The 20,202-nt window shown below is 65.0% G+C and carries 14 protein-coding genes; 5 read left to right on the top strand and 9 right to left on the bottom strand.

The features are described 5' to 3' along the window. Positions 1–173 precede the first annotated feature (173 nt). From gltB to R3P95_RS25695, 3 genes are all read left to right on the top strand, one after another. Positions 174–4,763, top strand: coding sequence for a glutamate synthase large subunit (gltB, locus tag R3P95_RS25705; protein WP_269596377.1), 4,590 nt, complete (start codon positions 174–176; stop codon positions 4,761–4,763). Continuing rightward, a complete protein-coding gene (locus tag R3P95_RS25700; protein ID WP_094616198.1) occupies positions 4,756–6,207 on the top strand; it encodes a glutamate synthase subunit beta in 1,452 nt (483 codons plus the stop codon). Before gltB ends, R3P95_RS25700 begins: the two co-directional genes overlap by 8 nt. 218 nt (positions 6,208–6,425) lie before the next feature. Further along, entirely contained in the window at positions 6,426–7,331 is a 906-nt protein-coding gene (locus R3P95_RS25695) for a cutinase family protein (RefSeq protein WP_317549884.1), read from the top strand. Here the strand turns inward: R3P95_RS25695 and R3P95_RS25690 are convergent. Further along, positions 7,310–8,836 (bottom strand): MFS transporter, encoded by a 1,527-nt coding sequence (locus R3P95_RS25690; RefSeq protein WP_317549883.1) that lies wholly within the window; start codon positions 8,834–8,836, stop codon positions 7,310–7,312. The genes R3P95_RS25695 and R3P95_RS25690 overlap by 22 nt on opposite strands. Before the next feature lie 98 nt (positions 8,837–8,934). On the opposite strand from R3P95_RS25690, the gene R3P95_RS25685 reads away from it, so the two are divergent. Next, positions 8,935–9,231: a putative quinol monooxygenase gene (locus R3P95_RS25685; protein WP_068045525.1), complete on the top strand. Its 297-nt coding sequence runs from the start codon at positions 8,935–8,937 to the stop codon at positions 9,229–9,231. Here R3P95_RS25685 and R3P95_RS25680 read toward each other — a convergent pair. The 3 genes from R3P95_RS25680 to R3P95_RS25670 form a co-directional block, all read right to left on the bottom strand. After that, entirely contained in the window at positions 9,166–10,674 is a 1,509-nt protein-coding gene (locus tag R3P95_RS25680) for a phage infection protein (RefSeq protein WP_317549882.1), read from the bottom strand. The genes R3P95_RS25685 and R3P95_RS25680 overlap by 66 nt on opposite strands. An 87-nt stretch (positions 10,675–10,761) precedes the next feature. Further along, the gene (locus R3P95_RS25675; protein WP_317549881.1) at positions 10,762–11,376 is read right to left on the bottom strand and encodes a histidine phosphatase family protein; all 615 of its coding nucleotides are present in this window, start codon (positions 11,374–11,376) and stop codon (positions 10,762–10,764) included. Positions 11,377–11,380: 4 nt separating this feature from the next. Next, a complete protein-coding gene (locus R3P95_RS25670) occupies positions 11,381–12,292 on the bottom strand; it encodes a LysR family transcriptional regulator (RefSeq protein ID WP_231893654.1) in 912 nt (303 codons plus the stop codon). 82 nt (positions 12,293–12,374) lie between these two features. On the opposite strand from R3P95_RS25670, the gene R3P95_RS25665 reads away from it, so the two are divergent. Further along, the gene (locus tag R3P95_RS25665) at positions 12,375–13,601 is read left to right on the top strand and encodes an MFS transporter (RefSeq protein ID WP_317549879.1); all 1,227 of its coding nucleotides are present in this window, start codon (positions 12,375–12,377) and stop codon (positions 13,599–13,601) included. On the opposite strand, the gene R3P95_RS25660 is transcribed toward R3P95_RS25665, so the two are convergent. The 5 genes from R3P95_RS25660 to lysX all read right to left on the bottom strand — a co-directional run bounded on the left by R3P95_RS25660 (position 13,590) and on the right by lysX (position 20,116). Next, positions 13,590–13,823: a DUF4190 domain-containing protein gene (locus R3P95_RS25660; RefSeq protein ID WP_188078882.1), complete on the bottom strand. Its 234-nt coding sequence runs from the start codon at positions 13,821–13,823 to the stop codon at positions 13,590–13,592. The genes R3P95_RS25665 and R3P95_RS25660 overlap by 12 nt on opposite strands. Before the next feature lie 297 nt (positions 13,824–14,120). Beyond that, positions 14,121–14,522: a PPOX class F420-dependent oxidoreductase gene (locus R3P95_RS25655; protein WP_094638429.1), complete on the bottom strand. Its 402-nt coding sequence runs from the start codon at positions 14,520–14,522 to the stop codon at positions 14,121–14,123. Positions 14,523–14,693: 171 nt separating this feature from the next. Next, a complete protein-coding gene (locus R3P95_RS25650) occupies positions 14,694–15,698 on the bottom strand; it encodes a beta-ketoacyl-ACP synthase III (RefSeq protein WP_149408181.1) in 1,005 nt (334 codons plus the stop codon). Between the two features lie 100 nt (positions 15,699–15,798). After that, the gene (locus tag R3P95_RS25645) at positions 15,799–16,695 is read right to left on the bottom strand and encodes an alpha/beta fold hydrolase (RefSeq protein ID WP_317549878.1); all 897 of its coding nucleotides are present in this window, start codon (positions 16,693–16,695) and stop codon (positions 15,799–15,801) included. Positions 16,696–16,804: 109 nt separating this feature from the next. Beyond that, on the bottom strand, positions 16,805–20,116 hold the full coding sequence (gene lysX / locus R3P95_RS25640) for a bifunctional lysylphosphatidylglycerol synthetase/lysine--tRNA ligase LysX (RefSeq protein ID WP_317549877.1): 3,312 nt from the start codon (positions 20,114–20,116) through the stop codon (positions 16,805–16,807). Positions 20,117–20,202 lie beyond the last annotated feature (86 nt).

The raw sequence follows: 20,202 nt of genomic DNA, 5'->3' as shown, positions 1-20,202 counted from the left end.
GATCCGCCACGACCCATTTTCTACCACGCGCCCACCTGCTCGTGCAGAGGAAAGCGTCGACGATCGACAGGTGCAGCTTCAACGGCGAGGACGCACCGCAGGCCGTTCGTGCAGCCGGTTACACCACACCGTCGCCGACGAGTATCAAGGCTGGACTTATCCGAAGGCTAGGTATGAAGCACACTCCGGGCCCGCAAGGCCTCTACGATCCCGCCAACGAACACGACTCCTGTGGTGTCGCGTTCGTGGTGGACATGCACGGTCGACGCAGTCGCGACATCGTCGAGAAGGCGATCACCGCACTGGTCAACCTCGAGCACCGCGGTGCTGCCGGCTCCGAACCGAACACCGGTGACGGTGCGGGCATTCTGATCCAGGTTCCGGACGCGTTCTTCCGCGCCGTCGTAGATTTCGAGCTTCCCGCGCCCGGCGCGTACGCAACCGGTGTCGCATTTCTTCCGCAGGGCCGCAGCGACGCAGCACGCGCCTGCGAGGGTGTCGAGCGCATTGTCGTCAGCGAGGGCCTGACGGTCCTCGGTTGGCGTGAGGTTCCCACCGACGATTCCTCCCTCGGCGCTCTGGCGCGCGACGCGATGCCGACCTTCCGGCAGTTGTTCCTCGCTGCTCCCGATGCGTCGATCACCGACCTCGAACTCGAGCGTCGTGCGTTCGTCATCCGCAAGCGGGTCGAGCACGAACTGGGCGAAGAGGGCGCGGGCAAGGACGGCCCCGGCCGCGAGACCGTGTACTTCCCGTCACTGTCCTCGCAGACCTTCGTCTACAAGGGCATGCTGACCACGCCTCAGCTCAAGGGCTTCTACCTCGACCTGCAGGACGAGCGTGTCGAAAGTGCACTGGGACTTGTGCATTCGCGCTTCTCGACCAACACGTTCCCGTCGTGGCCGCTGGCGCACCCGTTCCGACGCGTCGCCCACAACGGCGAGATCAACACCGCCACCGGCAACGAGAACTGGATGCGTGCCCGCGAGGCGCTCATCACCTCCGACGTGTTCGGCGGTTCCGAGGCGCTCGAGAAGATCTTCCCCGTGGTCACCCACGGAGCAAGTGACACAGCACGTTTCGACGAGGTGCTCGAGCTGCTGCACCTCGGTGGACGCAGCCTGCCGCACGCCGTGCTCATGATGATTCCCGAGGCGTGGGAGCGGCACGAGTCCATGGACCCCGCACGCCGGGCGTTCTACAAGTACCACTCCTCGCTGATGGAGCCCTGGGACGGACCGGCGTCGGTGTGCTTCACCGACGGCACCGTCATCGGCGCGGTCCTGGACCGCAACGGCCTGCGTCCGAGCCGGCTGTGGGTCACCGACGACGGTCTGGTCGTCATGGCCTCCGAGGTCGGCGTTCTCGACATCGATCCGTCGAAGGTCGTCCGCAAGGTTCGCCTGCAGCCCGGCCGCATGTTCCTGGTGGACACCGCGCAGGGCCGCATCGTCTCCGACGACGAGATCAAGGACGAGCTCGCAGCCGAGCATCCGTACCAGCAGTGGCTCGACGAGGGCTTGACCTCGATCGACGATCTGCCCGAGCGTCCGCACGTGCACATGCCGCACGACCGCGTGCTCATCCGTCAGCAGATCTTCGGGTACACCACCGAGGAACTGAACGTGCTGGTCTCGCCCATGGCGAAGTCCGGTGCCGAGGCAATCGGTTCCATGGGTACCGATACCCCGATCGCCGTGCTGTCGGCTCGCCCGCGGATGCTGTTCGACTACTTCTCGCAGCTGTTCGCGCAGGTCACCAACCCGCCGCTCGATGCCATCCGCGAGGAGATCGTCACCAGCCTCGGCGGCACCATCGGACCCGAGGGCGACCTGCTCAACCCGGGTGCCGACGGCTGCAAGCAGATCGTGCTTCCGCAGCCGATCCTGCACAACGACGACCTCGCCAAGCTCGTCCACATCAACGACGAAGGCACGCAGGAAGAGCTGCGCTCGGTGGTCGTGCGCGGCCTCTACCCGGTGTCCGAGGGTGGTGAGGGTCTCCGAAAGTCGTTGGAGGCCATTCGCGCTCAGGTGTCCGCTGCCATCTCCGGTGGCGCGCGGATCATCGTGCTCTCGGACCGTGAGTCCAGCGAGAAGCTCGCTCCGATTCCGTCGCTGCTGCTCACCTCCGCGGTGCACCATCACCTCGTTCGGGAGAAGACCCGCACCAAGGTCGGTCTGATCATCGAGGCCGGTGATGCCCGCGAGGTGCACCACATGGCTCTGCTCATCGGTTTCGGTGCGGCAGCGGTCAACCCGTACATGGCGTTCGAGTCGATCGAGGACATGATCGAGCGCGGCTCCCTCACCGACATCTCCTTCGACAAGGCCGTGTCCAACTACATCAAGGCCGCGGGCAAGGGTGTGCTGAAGGTGATGTCCAAGATGGGCATCTCGACCCTCGCGTCGTACACCGGAGCTCAGCTGTTCCAGGTCATCGGCCTCTCGCAGGAACTGGTCGACGAGTACTTCACCGGCCTCAACAGCCACCTGGGCGGAATCGATCTCGACCAGGTCGCCGACGACGTCGCAGCGCGGCACGCGGTCGCGTACCTCGACAACCGTCAGGAGCGCGCGCACCGCGAGCTCGAAACCGGTGGCGAATACCAGTGGCGTCGGGAAGGGGAGTACCACCTCTTCAACCCGGACACGGTGTTCAAGCTGCAGCACTCCACCCGCACGGGTCAGTACGACATCTTCAAGGAATACACGAAGATGGTCGACGACCAGTCCGAGCGCCTCGCGTCGCTGCGCGGTCTGTTCCGCTTCAAGACCGAAGAGCGGCAAGCTATTTCGATCGACGAGGTCGAGCCGGCCAGCGAGATCGTCAAGCGTTTCTCCACCGGTGCGATGAGCTACGGCTCCATCTCGGCCGAGGCGCACGAGACCCTCGCCATCGCCATGAACCGTCTCGGCGGGCGCTCGAACTCCGGTGAGGGCGGCGAGGACGTCTCGCGGTTCGAGCCGGACGAGAACGGCGACTGGCGACGCAGTGCCATCAAGCAGGTCGCGTCGGGACGCTTCGGTGTCACCTCGCACTACCTGACCAACTGCACCGACATCCAGATCAAGATGGCGCAGGGAGCCAAGCCCGGTGAGGGCGGCCAGCTTCCGGCGCACAAGGTGTACCCGTGGGTCGCCGAGGTTCGGCATTCGACGCCCGGCGTCGGCCTGATCTCGCCGCCGCCGCACCACGACATCTACTCGATCGAGGATCTCGCTCAGCTGATCCACGACCTGAAGAACGCCAACCCGCAGGCCCGCATCCACGTGAAGCTGGTCTCCGAGGTCGGCGTCGGAACGGTCGCTGCCGGTGTGTCCAAGGCGCACGCCGACGTGGTGCTCATCTCGGGCCACGACGGCGGCACCGGCGCGACGCCGCTGACGTCGGTCAAGCACGCGGGTGGACCGTGGGAGCTCGGGTTGGCCGAAACGCAGCAGACGTTGCTGCTCAACGGTCTTCGCGATCGCATCGTCGTCCAGGTGGACGGCCAGCTCAAGACCGGACGTGACGTCATGGTCGCGGCTCTGCTCGGCGGCGAGGAGTTCGGTTTCGCCACCGCTCCGCTCGTCGTCTCGGGCTGCATCATGATGCGCGTCTGCCACCTCGACACCTGCCCTGTCGGTGTCGCGACGCAGAACCCGTTGCTGCGCAAGCGTTTCGCGGGCAAGCCGGAATTCGTCGAGAACTTCTTCATGTTCATCGCCGAAGAGGTGCGCGAGCTCATGGCCGAGCTCGGCTTCCGCACGCTCGACGAGGCCGTCGGCCAGGTGGGTCTGCTGGACACCACTGCGGCCAAGGAGCACTGGAAGGCGTCGAAGCTGGATCTGTCGCCGATCCTCGAAGAGGTCGAGTCGGCGTTCATGAACCAGAACCTCTACAACACCGGCGTTCAGGATCACGGTCTGGACAAGGCGCTCGACCAGCAGCTCATCGCGGCCAGCCGCAATGCGTTGGACAAGGGCGAGAAGGTCGCGTTCGAGTCCAAGATCACCAACGTCAACCGCACCGTCGGCACGATGCTCGGGCACGAGGTCACCAAGGCGTACGGCGGCGTCGGACTGCCGGACGACACCATCGAGATCACGTTCACCGGCTCGGCGGGCAACAGCTTCGGTGCGTTCGTCCCGTCCGGTATGACGCTCCGGCTCAACGGAGACGCCAACGACTTCGTCGGCAAGGGACTGTCCGGTGGACACCTCGTGCTGCGGCCGTCGTTGAACGCCCCGAAGGGATTCGTCGCCGAGGACAACATCATCGGCGGCAACGTGTTCCTGTTCGGTGCCACCAGCGGTGAGGCTCTCATCCGCGGTGTCGTCGGCGAGCGCTTCGCCGTTCGTAACTCCGGTGCCGTTGCCGTCGTCGAAGGCGTCGGCGATCACGGCTGCGAGTACATGACCGGCGGCAAGGTCGTCATTCTGGGTACGACGGGCCGGAACTTCGGTGCCGGTATGTCCGGCGGCGTCGCGTTCGTCTTCGATCCGAACAAGACGTTCGAGGCCAACCTCAACACCGAGCTGGTCGACATCGAGGAGCTCGAGGGTGACGAGTTCACCTGGCTCCGCGACATCGTCACTCGCCATCAGGAGCAGACCGGCTCCGAGGTGGCCGAGCGGATCCTCGCGGATTGGTCACAGCAGGTGAACCATTTCGTGAAGGTCATGCCTCGCGACTACAAGAAGGTACTGCTGGCCATCTCCGAAGCCGAGAAGAACGGCGCGGACGTGGACGAAGCGATCATGGAGGCAGCTCGTGGGTGACCCACAGGGATTTCTGAAGAACACGGTTCGCGAAGTACCGAAGCGGCGGCCCGTCGACCTGCGCCTGATGGACTGGAAAGAGGTCTACGAAGACTTCTCGAAGGACACTCTGCGCACCCAGGCGAGTCGTTGTATGGACTGCGGTATTCCGTTCTGCCACAACGGCTGCCCACTGGGGAATCTGATTCCCGAGTGGAACGACCTGGTGTTCAAGGACCGCTGGCGCGACAGCATCGATCGGTTGCACGCCACCAACAACTTCCCGGAATTCACCGGACGGTTGTGCCCCGCCCCGTGCGAGGCGTCCTGCGTTCTGGGTATCAATCAGGATCCGGTCACCATCAAGCAGGTCGAGGTCGAGATCATCGACAAGGCCTTCGAGGAGGGCTGGGTCACGCCGGTCTACCCGACGCATCTGACCGGCAAGACCGTCGCCGTCGTCGGCTCCGGCCCCGCGGGACTCGCTGCAGCGCAGCAGCTCACCCGCGCCGGCCACACCGTCACGGTGTTCGAGCGTGCCGATCGCATCGGCGGACTGCTGCGGTACGGCATCCCCGAGTTCAAGATGGAGAAGCGCCACATCGATCGTCGGCTCGCGCAGATGGAGGCCGAGGGCACCGTCTTCCGCACCGGTGTCGATGTGGGCGTGGACATCTCGGCCGACGAACTGCGCGAGCAGTTCGACGCCGTGGTCCTGTCCGGCGGTGCCACCGCGTGGCGCGACCTGCCCATCGAGGGCCGCGAGCTGGACGGCATCTATCAGGCCATGGAGTTCCTGCCGCACGCCAACCGCGTCCAGCAGGGTGATTTCGCCGCGCCGCCCGTCAGTGCCGAGGGCAAGAAGGTCGTCATCATCGGCGGCGGCGACACCGGTGCCGACTGCCTCGGTACCTCGCACCGTCAGGGTGCCGAGAGCGTGCACCAGTTCGAGATCATGGCCCGGCCGCCCGAGGAGCGTGCGACGTCCACCCCGTGGCCGACGTACCCGCTGATGTACCGGGTTGCCTCGGCACACGAGGAGGGTGGCGAACGCGTCTTCTCCGTCAACACCGAGCGTTTCGTCGGCGAAGACGGCAAGGTCACCGCACTCGAAGCCTGCGAGGTCGAGTTCAAGGCCGGCAAGTTCGAGAAGGTCGAGGGCAGCGAATTCACCCTCGAAGCCGATCTGGTGCTGCTCGCGATGGGATTCGTCGGACCCGACAAGGGTGGTCTGCTGACCGACCTGGGCGTCGACTTCAACCAGCGCGGCAACGTCGAGCGCACCAACGAGTGGGTCACCAACGTCCCCGGTGTGTTCGTCGCCGGTGACATGGGTCGCGGCCAGTCACTCATCGTGTGGGCCATCGCCGAGGGCCGCTCCTGCGCGGCCGCCGTCGACACGTTCCTGCAGGGTGCGACCGCACTGCCGTCGCCGATCGTGCCCACCCAGGCACCGCAGCGGTAGGTCGCGGTAGCTTTTCCGCCGCCCCCCGTTGGGATCAATGTGGCTTTGTTGCAGTCGGACCGACTGAAACTCACATTGATCCCAACGGGGGGTGGGCGGCCGAACCGTGTGACGGACGGTTACGTCCGTTAACCATGTAGGCATCTGATGGTCACAGGCCCCTGGCATTGTCGAGATCGAACAACGAAGCGTTCGATGACCAGTGAGGCCCCCTCCCCATGAGTGTCAAGAAGATCTGCGCCGGTATCGGCGTCGCTGCAGCTGTTGCGTCCGGTCTGGTTGTCGGAGCGGCGACACCCGCCGCCGCAGACCCTGCCGATTGCCCGACGATGTACGTCGTGGCCATCCCGGGCACGTGGGAGACCAGTTCGGGTGCCGCCCCGAAGCCGGGCATGCTCACCGACGTCACCGATCGTCTCGGTAGCGGCATCCGTACCGACTACGTCTCGTATCCCGCCACCGCGTTCCCGTGGGAGGGCGAGGTGTACGGGCAGTCCCGTGCCGAGGCCGTCGCCAATGCGGGCGGGATGCTGAAGGCCATGGCGGATCGTTGTGGCGCAACGAAACTCGGTATCATCGGCTACAGCCAGGGAGCCGACGCGGCAGGCGATCTCGCCGCGGCCATTGGTACCGGAGTAGGCGTGGTGCCCGCGGACAAGGTGGTGGCGGTGGGCTTGATCTCCGACCCGAAGCGCTCCGATACCGATGCTCTGGTGGGGCCGGCCGTGGTCGGAACCGGTGTCGGCGGCCCTCGTGTCGGCGGATTCGGCTACGTCAGCCCCGTGGTGCGCACGTTCTGCGCCGTCGGCGATCTGTACTGCTCGACGCCCAAGGACGATTACGTCGCGCGCCTGGCCGGCTTCTTGGCCGTCTCGTCCAATCCCGCGCCGAACGTCGCTGATCAGTACTCGCAGGAAGCGCAGTCGCTGATCGCGGACCTCGCTGCAGCCGGTGGTCTGCCGGTGTTGCAGGGCCAGCTGTCCGATCAGGCGAACGCTCAGCGCCAGCGTGAGATCGAGGCGTTCTACCGCTCCGGCATCCACCAGGAGTACCAGAGCTACGACGTCGGGAACGGCCAGTCCGCGACGCGGTGGTTGGCCCGCTATCTGGCCGACGCGGGCTGACGGCGTAGCAGCACGAAGACGGTGACGGCACTGACGGCCATCAGGGCGGCGCTCGCGCCCGACGCAAGGTTGAAACCGTCGATGAAGGACGAGTTCGCGACAGCAGTCAGTTGCCAGGCGAACGGCTCCGGCAGGTAGTCCGCCACGGCGACGGCCCCGCCGATGGTTTCCCGTGCGGGATCGGCGATCTCGGCAGGCGTCCCGGCGGGGATGGCGTCGTCCATGCGGTGTCGGTAGACGGTGCTGCCGATCGTGCCGAGGATCGCGATGCCGACGGCACCGCCCAGTTCGGCTCCGGTTTCGGACAATGCCGATGCGGCACCGGCCTTTTCGGGAGCCGCTGCGGTGAGCACGATGTCGGAGTTGAGCGTCGAGGCCGCGCCGATTCCGAAGGTCAGCACGGCCATGCCGGTGAGCAGCAGCGGAAGTCCCGAGTTGGCGCTGACGAATGTCATTGCCGTGCAACCGATGGCGATGAACAGCAGGCCGCCAGCAATGATGGTGCCGGTCCTGATCACCTTGCTCAGCGTCGGTGCGAGCACGGCACCGGCCGCGGCGGCGACAGCCGGAACGAGTAGCCACAGACCTGCTTCGAGCGGCCCCAGCCCGACGACCAGCTGCAGGTACTGCGAGGCGAAGAGACTGAATCCGGTCATGGCGAAGATGACCAGGAATTGCACCACGACCGCCACGCTGAAGGCACGTTCGGCGAACAACGTGACGTCGATCAGTGGATTGGCGGCCTTGCGTTGCCGGATGACGAACATCGCACCGAGCGCGAGTCCGGCGAGGGCTGTGGCGACCGTTGCTGCGTCGATCCCTTCCTGCGCGCCGTGCTTGATGGTGAAGACGATCGAGAGCATCGAGGAGATCGCGAGCACCACGCTGATCGGGTCGAACTTGCCGGGGTCGGTGTCCTTGAACTCGGGGACCAGGAGTGGGGCAGCAACGAAGAGCACCACCATGATCGGGATGTTGATCAGGAACACCGAACCCCACCAGAAGTGCTTGAGCAGAACACCCCCGATGACAGGCCCCACCGCGGCACCGCCCGCGAAACCGGCGGTCCACAGTCCGATGGCTTCCTTGCGTTGAGTGGGATCGTGAAACATGTTGCGTATCAACGACAATGTGCTCGGAGCGATGGTGGCACCGCCGATTCCCAGCAGAGCGCGCGCGGCGAGAAGCATTTCGGGGGAGGTGGAGAACGTCGCGGCCAGCGAGGCGATGCCGAAGACGACGGCACCGATCATCAGCAGGGTGCGTCGGCCGATCCGATCGCCCAGCGAGCCCATGGTGATGAGCAGTCCGGCGAGCAGGAAGCCGTAGATGTCGAGAATCCACAGCGTCTGGTTGCCGGTGGGTTCGAGATCGGCCGTCATGAACGGCAGGGCCAGATACAGCACCGACATGTCCATCGACACGACGAGAATCGGCACCACCAGCACCGCGAGGCCGAGCCAATCCTTCCCGGTGGCGCGCTGGTCGGTTGCCGTCTGGCTCACTGTGACTTCCCTTCCCGAATGGACACCTCAGCTTAGGTGGGTCGGGAGTACGTTCGGTGACGAAGAGCTCTCTCGCCGAACGAAGGAAACATCACCTCATGACCAACGATCTGAAGGTCGTCGCCACGATCATCGCCAAGCCGGATGCCATCGACGCCGTGCGCGACGGCCTCGCGGCCCTCGTCGCCGAATCGCGGAAGGAAGACGGGAACGTCTCCTACGAACTGTTCGAGTCGGCGATCGAGCCGGGTACGTTCATCACCATCGAGGTGTGGAAATCGCAGGAGGACCTCGACGGTCACATGCAGACCCCGCATCTGCAGCAGGCGTTAAGCGAGTTCGGTGCCCATCTCGCGGCTCCGCCCGCCATCCATCCGCTCCGACCCGTCGGCTGAGTCTCCCCGCGCGCTCGCGTACACCAGCGCCGAGACGGCCAGCAGGGCCGCCGTGGCACCGATCGCGAGCCAGCCGGTCCCGCTCATCTCGCCCGACACGATGATGCGGGCACCGGCCGCGGTGTAACTCATCGGCATGAACGCCGCCAGATCGCCCCAGATGGGCGCAGTCGACGCGTAAGCGAAGCCGCAGACGACGACCTGCACCACCAGGGCGACGACGTTGACGATCTGGCCGACCACGGCACCGAGCACCCGTTGAATCGCTCCCGCTGCGGCGAGGTAGGCCGCGGCCGAGAAAATCAGGAACGCGCCTGCACCCAGCACCGGTCCGAGGGCTGCATCGGTGGCGAAAGCGAAGGCGACGGCTGCGCTGATGCCGACGGCAGCCACGGCGGCGACCACCGAGAGCAATCGTGGGTTGCTGTCCCTGCCGAGTACACGAACGAGACTGACGCATCCCAGTGCTCCGAGAGCCACCAGCGCGGCGATCAGATACGGGGTGGCACCGGCGCCGCTCGATGTCGTCGTGGCCACGAGATTCTGCTCCGAGGCCGCGTCGTCGGCGGTGGCAGCGGTTCCCTGCGGGAGTGCTGCGGAGGCGTCGCGCACGTTGGTGGCGATGCCGTTGACGATGCCCTCGACCGGCTCGACCGACGTCACGAGCTGATCGGTACCTGCCTTGAGCTGCTGGCCACCGTCGTCGAGCTGGCCGAGTCCGTCCCGCAACTGCACCGTGGCGTCGCCGAGCTGAGCGGTGGCCCCGAGGAACTGACTGTTCGGGTCGTTGAGCTCGGAGGACAGCTGCTGAGCACCACCTTTGAGGGTCTGCAGCTGGGCGAGGGTGTCGGGGCCGAAGGCCTGCGTGTTCAGGGTGTCGATGACGCCCCGGATCTCGCCGGAGATGGCGTCGGATCCCGGGTGCGGGAAGCGATCGACCTGGTCCGCGGTGGCGGCGAGTTTCGCGGTGAAATCGGCCTGCAGCGCCCCGAATCCGGCGAGTTGGTCGACGACCTGGTCGACGCCACCGCTGATCTGAGACGCGCCGTCACCGAGCTGACCGATGCCGTCGCGATACTGCCCGAACCCGTCGGCGAGCTGAATCGTTCCGTCGTGAGCCTGACCGATGCCGTCGGCGAGCTGCCCGACGCCGTCGTTGAGCTGCGTTCCGCCCTCGGTCAGCTGACCGATACCGCTGGAGAGAAACGTGATGGGCAGAGATGCGCTGTTGAGGCTGGTCCGGGCCGCGGCCAGAGGATCCGCCGTCTGCTGGTCCGGTGCCGGTGCCTGCTCCGTGTCGGCGACGGCGGTGGTGGTGGTTGCCGTGGATTCGCCACCGAGGTCGTAGCCGGTGCCGAGTGCAAAAGCACCTACCGCCACCAGAGGAAACGCCAGCGCAGTGAGAGCAACGGCAGGACGTCGAAAGATACGCAATTCACCCATGATGAGTTCGAGGCTAACTGCCAGGTTCGGCCTCGCCGACCACTCGATGGCCGTCGACGCGGCTTTTCATGCCCTCTACCTGGGAGTTTAAGAGCTCTCTGTGGATTGTCGGTTCCGGGGCAACAGGTCCCACACATGCTCGGTCTCGTTCACCGACGAGACCGACCTCGCGCCACTGCGGGAGAACAGCACACGTGTCACCGAGCAGTAGTCGATCGGGAAGCCGAGCACCTTCGGGGTCTGCAGAATGTCCTGCAGCAGGATGTTGATCACGCCGCCGTGGGCGAAGAGCGCGACGGTGTCGGTGTGTGCGCTGGCCGAGACGATGTCGGCGACGCCGGCCAGAACTCGCTGCCGAAACGCCTGCTCGTCGACCTGCTCGGGAAGGTGCCCGGCCTTGATGCGATCGAATGCCTCACGGAACTCGGTTTTGGCGGACTCGATCGGAACGTAGCCGCTGAAGTCGCGATCGTATTCGGCCACACGCTCGTCGGACTCGACGGTCAGACCGAGCCGATCGGCAAGAGGCTGCGCCGTCTGAACAGCGCGGAGTTGCGAACTCGACACGACTCGGGAGACCGGGAACCTGGCCACGGCACCCGGAACCCGCAGAGATTGTTCGACGCCGAGCTCGGCGAGAGCGGGGTCGGCCGAGGTCTCCGACCGTTGTGGGAGGGCGTGCCGCACCAGAACCAGTTGCATCGACTCACCTAATCACGAGTGTTCGGCCACTGCGCAGCACCATCGATCGAAAGGCCGCCACCTGACGCGGCGAATCGGCCTGCGGATCCCACACCATGCCGATCCGTCTACGGGCCGCGGGTTGGGTGAGCCCGATGTCGACGGTTCCTCCTTCACCGCTGTGCGAGCGGATTCGCGGCAGTATGGCAATGCCCAGACCGGCCCCGACGAGGCCGCGCACCGTATGGGTGTCCTGCCCCTCGAATGCGATGCGCGGGCTGAAGCCGGCGTCCGCCCACAGCTCGTCGCAGATCGATCGCATGCCGAAACCGTGGCCCATCGCGATGTAGTTCTCGTCGGCGGTGTCGGCGAGATCGACCGATCTGCGTGAGGCGAGGCGATGATCGGCCGGAACCACCAGCATCAGCCTCTCGTCGTAGAGCTGGAACGAATTGTTCTCGGTGTGCTCGGCGCTGAGCGAGACGAATGCCAGGTCCGAGACGCCGTCTTCGAGACGGTCGAGGCAGCGTGCGCGGGCACCCTGGTCCAGATCGAACGTGACGGCCGGGTGGTCGACGCGGAACTGCCGGATCAGCGCCGGTACGACGTCCTCGCCCAGGGTGTTCTGAAACGCCACTGCGATGCGGCCGCGGGCCCTGGCGTCGTGCTCGGTCATGGCGTCGATACCGGCGTCGATGTCGCTCAGCGCGCGCTGAAGATAGGGAATCAACACTCGGCCCGTGCTGGTGAGCACGATGCCGCGGCCGCGTCGTTCCACGATGTCGACGCCGAGGATCGCCGAGGCGCGAGCCACCTGACGGCTGACAGTGGGTTGCGGGACGCCCAGGACGTGGGCGGCGTCGGTGATGTGCTCGGTATCCGCCACCGCGACGAGTGTCGGCAGCAGCGGCAGCAGTTCGATCGCTTCGCGACGCATCGTCGAATCATATCGCTGATGAATCGGTTTGCTGTCTCTCATGCATTGGACGAATAACGTGAGCACTTCTAACGTGATCTTCATGACTACGACGCAACCCGAGGTCCTCGAATGGGAGGGACACCCCAGGGGATCGCGCGAATACCGCCGGCTCGTGCTGGCGCTGCTGTTCGCCGGAGTCGCGACGTTCGCTCAGCTGTATTCGGTGCAGGGGATCCTGCCGCTGATCGCCGCCAATCTCGACATCACGCCGTCGCTGTCCTCGCTCGCCGTCGGACTCGCGACCGTGGGCGTCGCGGTGTCGGTCATTCCCTGGTCGGTGGCGGCCGACCGCATCGGTCGAGTCCGGGCCATGACAGCGTCGATCCTCACTGCTACGACGTTGGGACTGCTGGTTCCGCTCTCGCCCTCGCTCGAAGTGCTGCTGGTCGTTCGATTCTTCGAAGGTGCTGCACTGGGCGGTCTCCCGGCCATCGCGATCGCGTATCTCAGCGAAGAGGTGCACCGAAACCACACCGCGCTGGCGGCGGCGACCTACGTTTCGGGGACGACGCTGGGTGGGCTGCTCGGCCGCATAGTCGCGGGACCCGTTGCGGAATACACCAACTGGCGTATCGGTACGTTGACGGTCTCGGTGATCGCGGCATTGGCCGCCGCGCTGTTCGTGTGGCTCGCCCCTCGGCCACGAACGACGTTGGTGCACAGCCAGATTCGCGACCTGCCGGGACGGCTTTGGGTGAACCTGCGCGAACCGGGCATGGCGGCACTCTACGGCCAGGGCTTCCTGCTGATGGGCGGCTTCGTCGCGATCTACAACTTCCTCGGATTCCGTTTGGAGGCCGTGCCTTTCGGGCTCCCACAGTCCCTGATCAGCCTCATCTTCGTGGCCTACCTCAGCGGTACCGTGTCCTCGCGGGTAGCGGGCAATCTCGCGACGAAGCACGGCAGATCGGTGGTGCTCGCCGGATCGACCGCAACGATGATCGCCGGAGTGGCCCTGACGATGGCGTCGAACCTCGTCGTCATTCTGACCGGCCTGGTGATCCTGACCATGGGATTCTTCGCGGCCCACGCCATTGCGTCGGGATGGACCGGACAGCGCGCCGTGCACGGTCGCGCGCAGGCGACCTCGCTGTACAACCTCTTCTACTACGGCGGATCGTCCGTGGTCGGATGGATCGGCGGTGTCGTGTTCCAGTCTCTGGGTTGGAACGCCTTGGCGCTGTTCGTCATTGCGTTGGCACTGATCGCAGGCGTGTGGGCTGGATGCTTGAACGGCCGACTGGGGCGACCTGTTTCAGAAGGTTGATGCGCTGCCGGCAGCGATAGCAAAGATGATGATCGCTCCCACGATGACGACGAACAACGCAATCGACACATAGCCGACGACCAGCCCCGCCGTCGCGAACCCCGACCCACTCTCGCCGGTGCGCTTGATCTGACCACGCGAAATGTGACCACACACCACAGCGCAGATCGACGCGATCAACGGCAGAAACGTCAAACCCAGAATGGCCAACACGAGCGACACGATCGCCAACGTATTCGTGGGCGCGGGTACCTGATACCCGCCGGCATACGGCGCATTCCCGTACTGCGGGTTTTGGTACTGGGGGTTTTAGTATGGGGGGTTCTGGTACTGCGGGTTTTGGTACGTGGGGTTCTGGGGCTGGGCGTTCGGATCTCGATACGGAGGATATTGCTCCGAACCCCCGTACGGCTCGTCCCTCTTGGATGCGTCGAACGGATCGCTGTTCTCACCCTGCGGATAGCCCATGGCGGGAGTGTGACACCTCGAGACAGCCGTCGCAACCGTTCTCTCGCGACGCTACGTGCCGAGTTTGCCCCAGCCCACATACGCGTCGACGGTGACGTATCCGGTCACCCGCGGCTGATCCCGAACCGGATACGGATTGCCGGTGTAATGCGTCGAAATGCGATCGATATCCACCAGATCGGGATCGTCCTGCAGCTCGATCGAACCGTGCACCGTCACATGGGTGTACCAACTGGCCTCGTCCAACACCGAAATCGAGACCTTCGGATTCGCCCTGATGTGCTCGAGACGCTTCCGAGACGCATCGAAATTGAGCACGACCTTCCCGTCCTCCCACAAATACCAAGTGGGTGCGGTGATCGGCGTCCCATCGGCACGAACCACCGCCATGACCGCAGGATTGGCCTTCTTCAGCAATTCAACAGCGGCATCGGGCAACGGAGGCTTGGGCATACGACAACTCTACGACTCAACCCCCGCTGCGGTCATGCTTCCGCCCACACCGCCCCCCGAGGTCCACTCGATGTGACATTGACTGCCGAAAAGGCCACTGAATGTCACATCGAGTGCACTGGGGGCTACGGCTGCACTCGGGAATTGGGTGCAGCGCGGGTGGATGTGCGACTACAGGTTGGGGAGTTTGACTACCTGTCCGGCGTAGGAGAGTCCGGCACCGAAGGCGAGTAGCAGTGCGGTATCTCCTGCTTTTGCTTTGCCGGTGCGCAGGAGTTCTTCCATGGCCAGGGGGATCGAGGCTGCCGAAGTGTTGCCGGTTTCGGCGATGTCGTTGGCGACCGGGGTGCCGTCGGCGAGGTTCAGGCTCTTGGCCAGCAGTTCGGTGATGCGGCTGTTGGCCTGGTGGGGGATGAAGGCGTGCAGTTCGTCGGTCTTGATGCCGGCGACGTCGAGGACCCGCTGCGCGGCTTTGCCCATCTCGAATGCGGCCCAGCGGAAGACGGAGATTCCGTTCATCCGGATCCAGGGGCGCTCGAGGCCCTCTTCGGTGATGTAGTCGTACCAGTCGGTTGTCTGGACGATGGCGTCGGATTGCGAGCCGTCGGAGCCCCAGACGGCGGGCCCGATCTCGGTTTCGTCGCTCTGTCCGACGACCACGGCACCGGCACCGTCGGCGAAGATGAATCGCGTGGTGCGGTCGTAGGGGTCGGTGGTGACGCTGAGCTGTTCTGCACCGATGACGAGCACGTACTTGGAGGTTCCGGCCTTGACCAGGTCCGACGCGACGGCGAGGGAGTAGCAGAAGCCTGCGCAGCCGGCGCAGATGTCGAATGCGGCAGGCCCCTTGGTGCCGAGTCCGTGCGCTACTTTCGCCGCTGCTTGGGGTGTCAGTTCGAGATGCGTCGAGGTGGCGACGATGACGGTGTCGACCTGGTCGGCCGTGATTCCGCTGGCCTCGAGAGCCTTGCGGCCTGCCGCGATGGACATCTCGACGACGTTTTCCTTGGGATCGGCGAAGCGCCGGTTCTTGATTCCCGAGCGCGTCTGGATCCACTCGTCGCTCGAGTCGATGAATTCGCAGATCTCGTCGTTGGTCACGATTCGCTCGGGGCGGTGAACGCCGAGTCCGAGTAGTTTCGACTGTCGTCCCTGCGTCGTGCTGATCGCACCCATCTTCAATTTCCTCTCGTGCTACCGCGCCATCGCCGAGCTTCGGCTCGGGTCTTGGGCTGCGGGCTCGGTGACACACGTTACGTGCGTCGCCGCGAGGGGTTCACACCAGTTCGGTGATGAGGGCCGCGACCTCGGCGGGCTTGTCGATCATGGCGTGGTGGTGGGCGGGCATCACGACGGTGAAGTCGGCACGCAGATATGCGGCGAGCTTGCGTTGAGTTCTGATCCATCTCTTGCCCCACGGGGAGGGTCGTCCGGTGTGTGCGGCCGCCACGATGACGGGCACGACGAGTCGGAACTGCTTGCGAATGCGGTTCAGTTCGACGGCGAGATCCGGGTAGACGACGTCTTCGGTCAGCGCGGCTGCGAGGTAGGTGGGTCGGCGATAGATGTCGTCGACCCAGTCGAATGTCTCCTGCGGTGTGCCGTCGGGCGGCGTCGCCTGATTGAGGACGCGGCGCACGCGCGGTCCGAACAGCGTCTGCACGCCGGTCTTGCTGAGCACGGCTGCGATCAGGTGTGCCGCCTCGACGCGCACGGGCGCCGGGATGAAGCGGCGGGGGTCGGATTCTGCGCTGGAATCGAGCAACAGAATCCCGCGGATGCGCGACGGGTACAGCCGGGCGACGGCTTCTGCGTAGAAGCCGGCAATCGAATGACCCGCGACGACGGCCGGTTCGGTGACTCCGAGTGCGTCGAGGACGCCGACGATCCTGTCTGCCTCCCCGCGGACGGTGGGGGTGGCTCCGGCCGGAAGTGGATCGCTGAGTCCGAACCCGGGGCGGTCGAGAACGACCACGTGATGGTGTGCGCTCAGGATGTCGACGGTGTCGTTCCAGTCGAACCAATTGCTGCCGAGGCCTCCGCAGAGGACGACCGTGGGGCCCGTACCGCGGACGAACAGATGTAGGCGTTGTCCGTCCACCTCGACGTACTGACCGGGAGGATGTTTCACGGGAAACAACGCACTGCGTTCGACTCGATCCCCGCTGTCCATGTCTGGTTCTCCACGATGCTTTGCCGACCTGTCGTCTGTTTCACGCTCCAGTTTCCATCATCTTGCCGGTTTTGCACACCTGCCCTCGCGGACCGGTCGCGCAGGAAGGTCATTGACGCGGCTTGGCCAGCGGAAATGCGAGTGTCTCGCGAATGCTGCCACCGGTGATGAGCATGACGACGCGGTCGACGCCCATGCCCAGGCCACCGGTCGGGGGCATCCCGTGCTCGAGCGCCTGCAGGAAGTCCTCGTCCAAGCTCATGGCCTCCTCGTCGCCGCCGGCCGCCAGCAGCGACTGTTCGGTCAGGCGCTGCCGTTGATCGACCGGGTCGGTCAGTTCGCTGTACGCGGTTCCCAACTCGACACCCCACGCCACGAGATCCCACTTCTCCGCCACTCCGGGGATGCTCCGATGCGGTCTCGTCAACGGCGACATCGACGTCGGGAAGTCCTTGTAGAAGGTGGGGAATTCGGTGTAGTCCTCGACGAGATGCTCGTACATTCCCTGTGCGACGGCCCCTGCATCCCAGGTCTTCTCGTACGGAATGTCGTTCTCGTCGCACAGTCGTTGCAGTTCGTCGAGGGGAGTCGACGGTTCGACGGGTACGCCCAACTTCTCGGCGACGGCACCGTGCAGCGTCTTGACGGGCCACTCACCGGAGATGTCGATCTCGATCATCTCCCCGTTCGGACCGTCCGGGCGCAGGATGATCTCGCGTCCGTGTGCCGCGACGGCAGCCCGCTGAATCAGCTCGCGGCACAGCACCATTGCGCGTTCGTAGTCGCTGTGAGCCTCGTACGCTTCGAGGATCGTGAACTCGGGATTGTGTTTGAAGTCCGCTCCTTCGTTGCGGAACACCCGCCCTATCTCGAACACCTTCTCCATGCCTCCGACGCACAGGCGCTTGAGATACAGCTCCGGGGCGATGCGCAGGTAGAGATCGAGGTTGTAGGCATTGATGTGGGTGACGAACGGCGCGGCGTTCGCACCACCGTGCACCTGCTGCAGAATCGGGGTCTCGACTTCCATGTACCCGCGCTCTCCGAGCGAATCACGCAGGGATTTCACCACATTCGAGCGCGCGATCAGCAGAGCACGGGCATCCCGATTGATCGCCAGGTCCACATACCGTTGCCGCACCCGCGCTTCCGGGTCGGTGAGACCGCGATACTTGTCCGGCAGCGGATGCAGGCACTTGGCGTTCATTCGCCAGTCGGTCGCGAGCAGCGAGAGCTCGCCACGCCTGCTGTACCCGATGGCACCGCTGACCTCGATGAGGTCACCCAGGTCGAAGTCGGCATCGAATTCCTCGATTCTGTCGCCGACGCGTTCGCGGTCGAACAGCACCTGAATGTCTGCCGACCAGTCCCGGATGACGGCGAAGGACACGCTGCCGTAGTCACGGATACGCAGAATGCGTCCGGCGATTCGCACCGTCGTGCCCTGCGGCGACGCCACAGCAGCCTCGACGGTGTGGGTCGGGGGATAGGCGACGGGATAGCCCTCGGTGCCCTCGCGTTCGAGGCGATCGAGCTTCGACATGCGCACGCGCACCTGGTCGGGACGCTTGCGGCCCGGCGTCGGCTCGTCCGGAACGCTGTCGGGTCCACTGCCGTCGGGATGAATGTCGTCGGCGTCGGCCAGAGCCGCGGGCACCGCAACGTGGGAACCGGTGTGCTTCGAGGCGCGTCGGAAGGTCGGGAGAGTCAGAAAGCCTTCGGCGATGGCCGACGCGACGCCGACCTTGGGCAACACCCGATTGTCGGCGAAGCACAGATAGCGCGGCTCCCATTCCGGCAGATACTTCACGTTCGAGCGATACAGCGCCTCGAGCTGCCACCACCGGGAGAAGAACACCAGCACGCTGCGCCAGATTCGCAACACCGGCCCGGCACCGATCCGGCTGCCCTCCTCGAACGCCGCGCGGAACACCGCGAAGTTCAGCGAGATCTTGCCGACACCGAAATGATCTGCGCTGGTGGCGAGCTCGGTCACCATCAACTCGATCACCCCGTTGGGCGACGCCGGATCCCGCCGCATCAGATCCAGCGACGCACCGGTACGACCCCACGGCACCAGCGAGAGAACGCCGATCACCTTCTCACCCTGAACCGCCTGCACCAGAAGACAATCGCCGTCGAGCGGGTCACCCAGCCGACCCAACGCCATCGAAAAGCCGCGCTCGGTCTCGGTATCGCGCCACGCATCCGCGCAGGCAATGATCTCCGACATCTCCTCCGACGAAATATCCCGATGACGACGCACGGTGACCACGACACCCGCTTTGCGAGCCCGGTTGACCGCCTGACGCACGGGGCGCATCTCGCGTCCATTGAGGTTGAAATCTTTGGTTTTGAGGATTGCTTCGTCGCCGAGTTCGAGGACGCTCAGGCCGGCCCGCTTGTATGCGGTGGCCCCGATCTCGCTGGCCCCCATGACAGCTGGGGTCCAGCCGTACTTCTCGGCCAGGTCCAGCCATTCCGAGATGGCATGCGGCCAGGCCTCGGGATTGCCGATCGGGTCACCACTGGCCAGACACACCCCGACCTCGACGCGATACGTCACAGCAGCCTTGCCGCTGGTGGCGAAGATGACGCCCTTGTCGCGGCGGGTGGCGAAGTAGCCGAGGGAATCGTCGGCGCCCCACTTGTCGAGCAGACCTCGCAGGGCGGACTCGTCGCGACCGGTGAGCGCATTGCTCGACCGCTGAGACCTGAACAACGTGACGATCGCCCCCAGCAACGCCAACGCTCCGAACAGGCCCAACGCCGTGTTCACGATCCCGTTCGGCCTGCCGTCGAACTGCTCGTTGTCCACCGTCGCCAACGCCGTCACACGATTGAACGCCCACAGAAATGTCTGACTCTCCGGCAACGACCCGGGGAACAACGCAACCAACGCCCAGCCGATGAGCGTCCCGACGGCCGCTCCGAGGACGAGCACCCCGAGCGCCTTCCACACCGCGCCGCGACGCACCCGCGTGTAGAACTCCTTGCGCGCAGCGATCAACACCCCCGTCACGACCACATGGGCAGCCAGCGCAACCCACGAGTTGACGTTCCCGTCCTGGATGCCCTCGACGACATTGGTGATCGCCAACAACACCAGATAAATCGTCAGCAACCACCACGCAATGCGCTTACGACTCGCCAAGGCTGCCGCCAACAACCCGACGACCAGCGCCCACGACAAACTCGTATCGGGAGCATCGAAGTAATAGTTGTCCACGTACTCGCGAGGAACACGAACCAGAAAACGAAGAGTGGGCGACAGACTCCACAGAAACAACAACACCGCGAACACACCGAGCACCAACCCCGCGATATGCGGAACCTCACTCAACCGACCGCGCGCGGGTGGCACGAACGACCGCGGAACCATGGACCCGGACCGCTCCGAGGGAATCGCTGTCGCCGTCATATCTCACTCCCGAAGTCAGAATGCACTTGCAACGTAGACGGTATCCCCGCCAACGCGAGTCAGGTGCCCATTGCCCGCACCCCCGC

The organism is Rhodococcus cercidiphylli (assembly GCF_033042225.1).
Lineage (GTDB): Bacteria > Actinomycetota > Actinomycetes > Mycobacteriales > Mycobacteriaceae > Rhodococcoides.
Note: the sequence above shows the minus strand (reverse complement) of the source record. Positions and strands in the feature narration are given on the sequence as shown.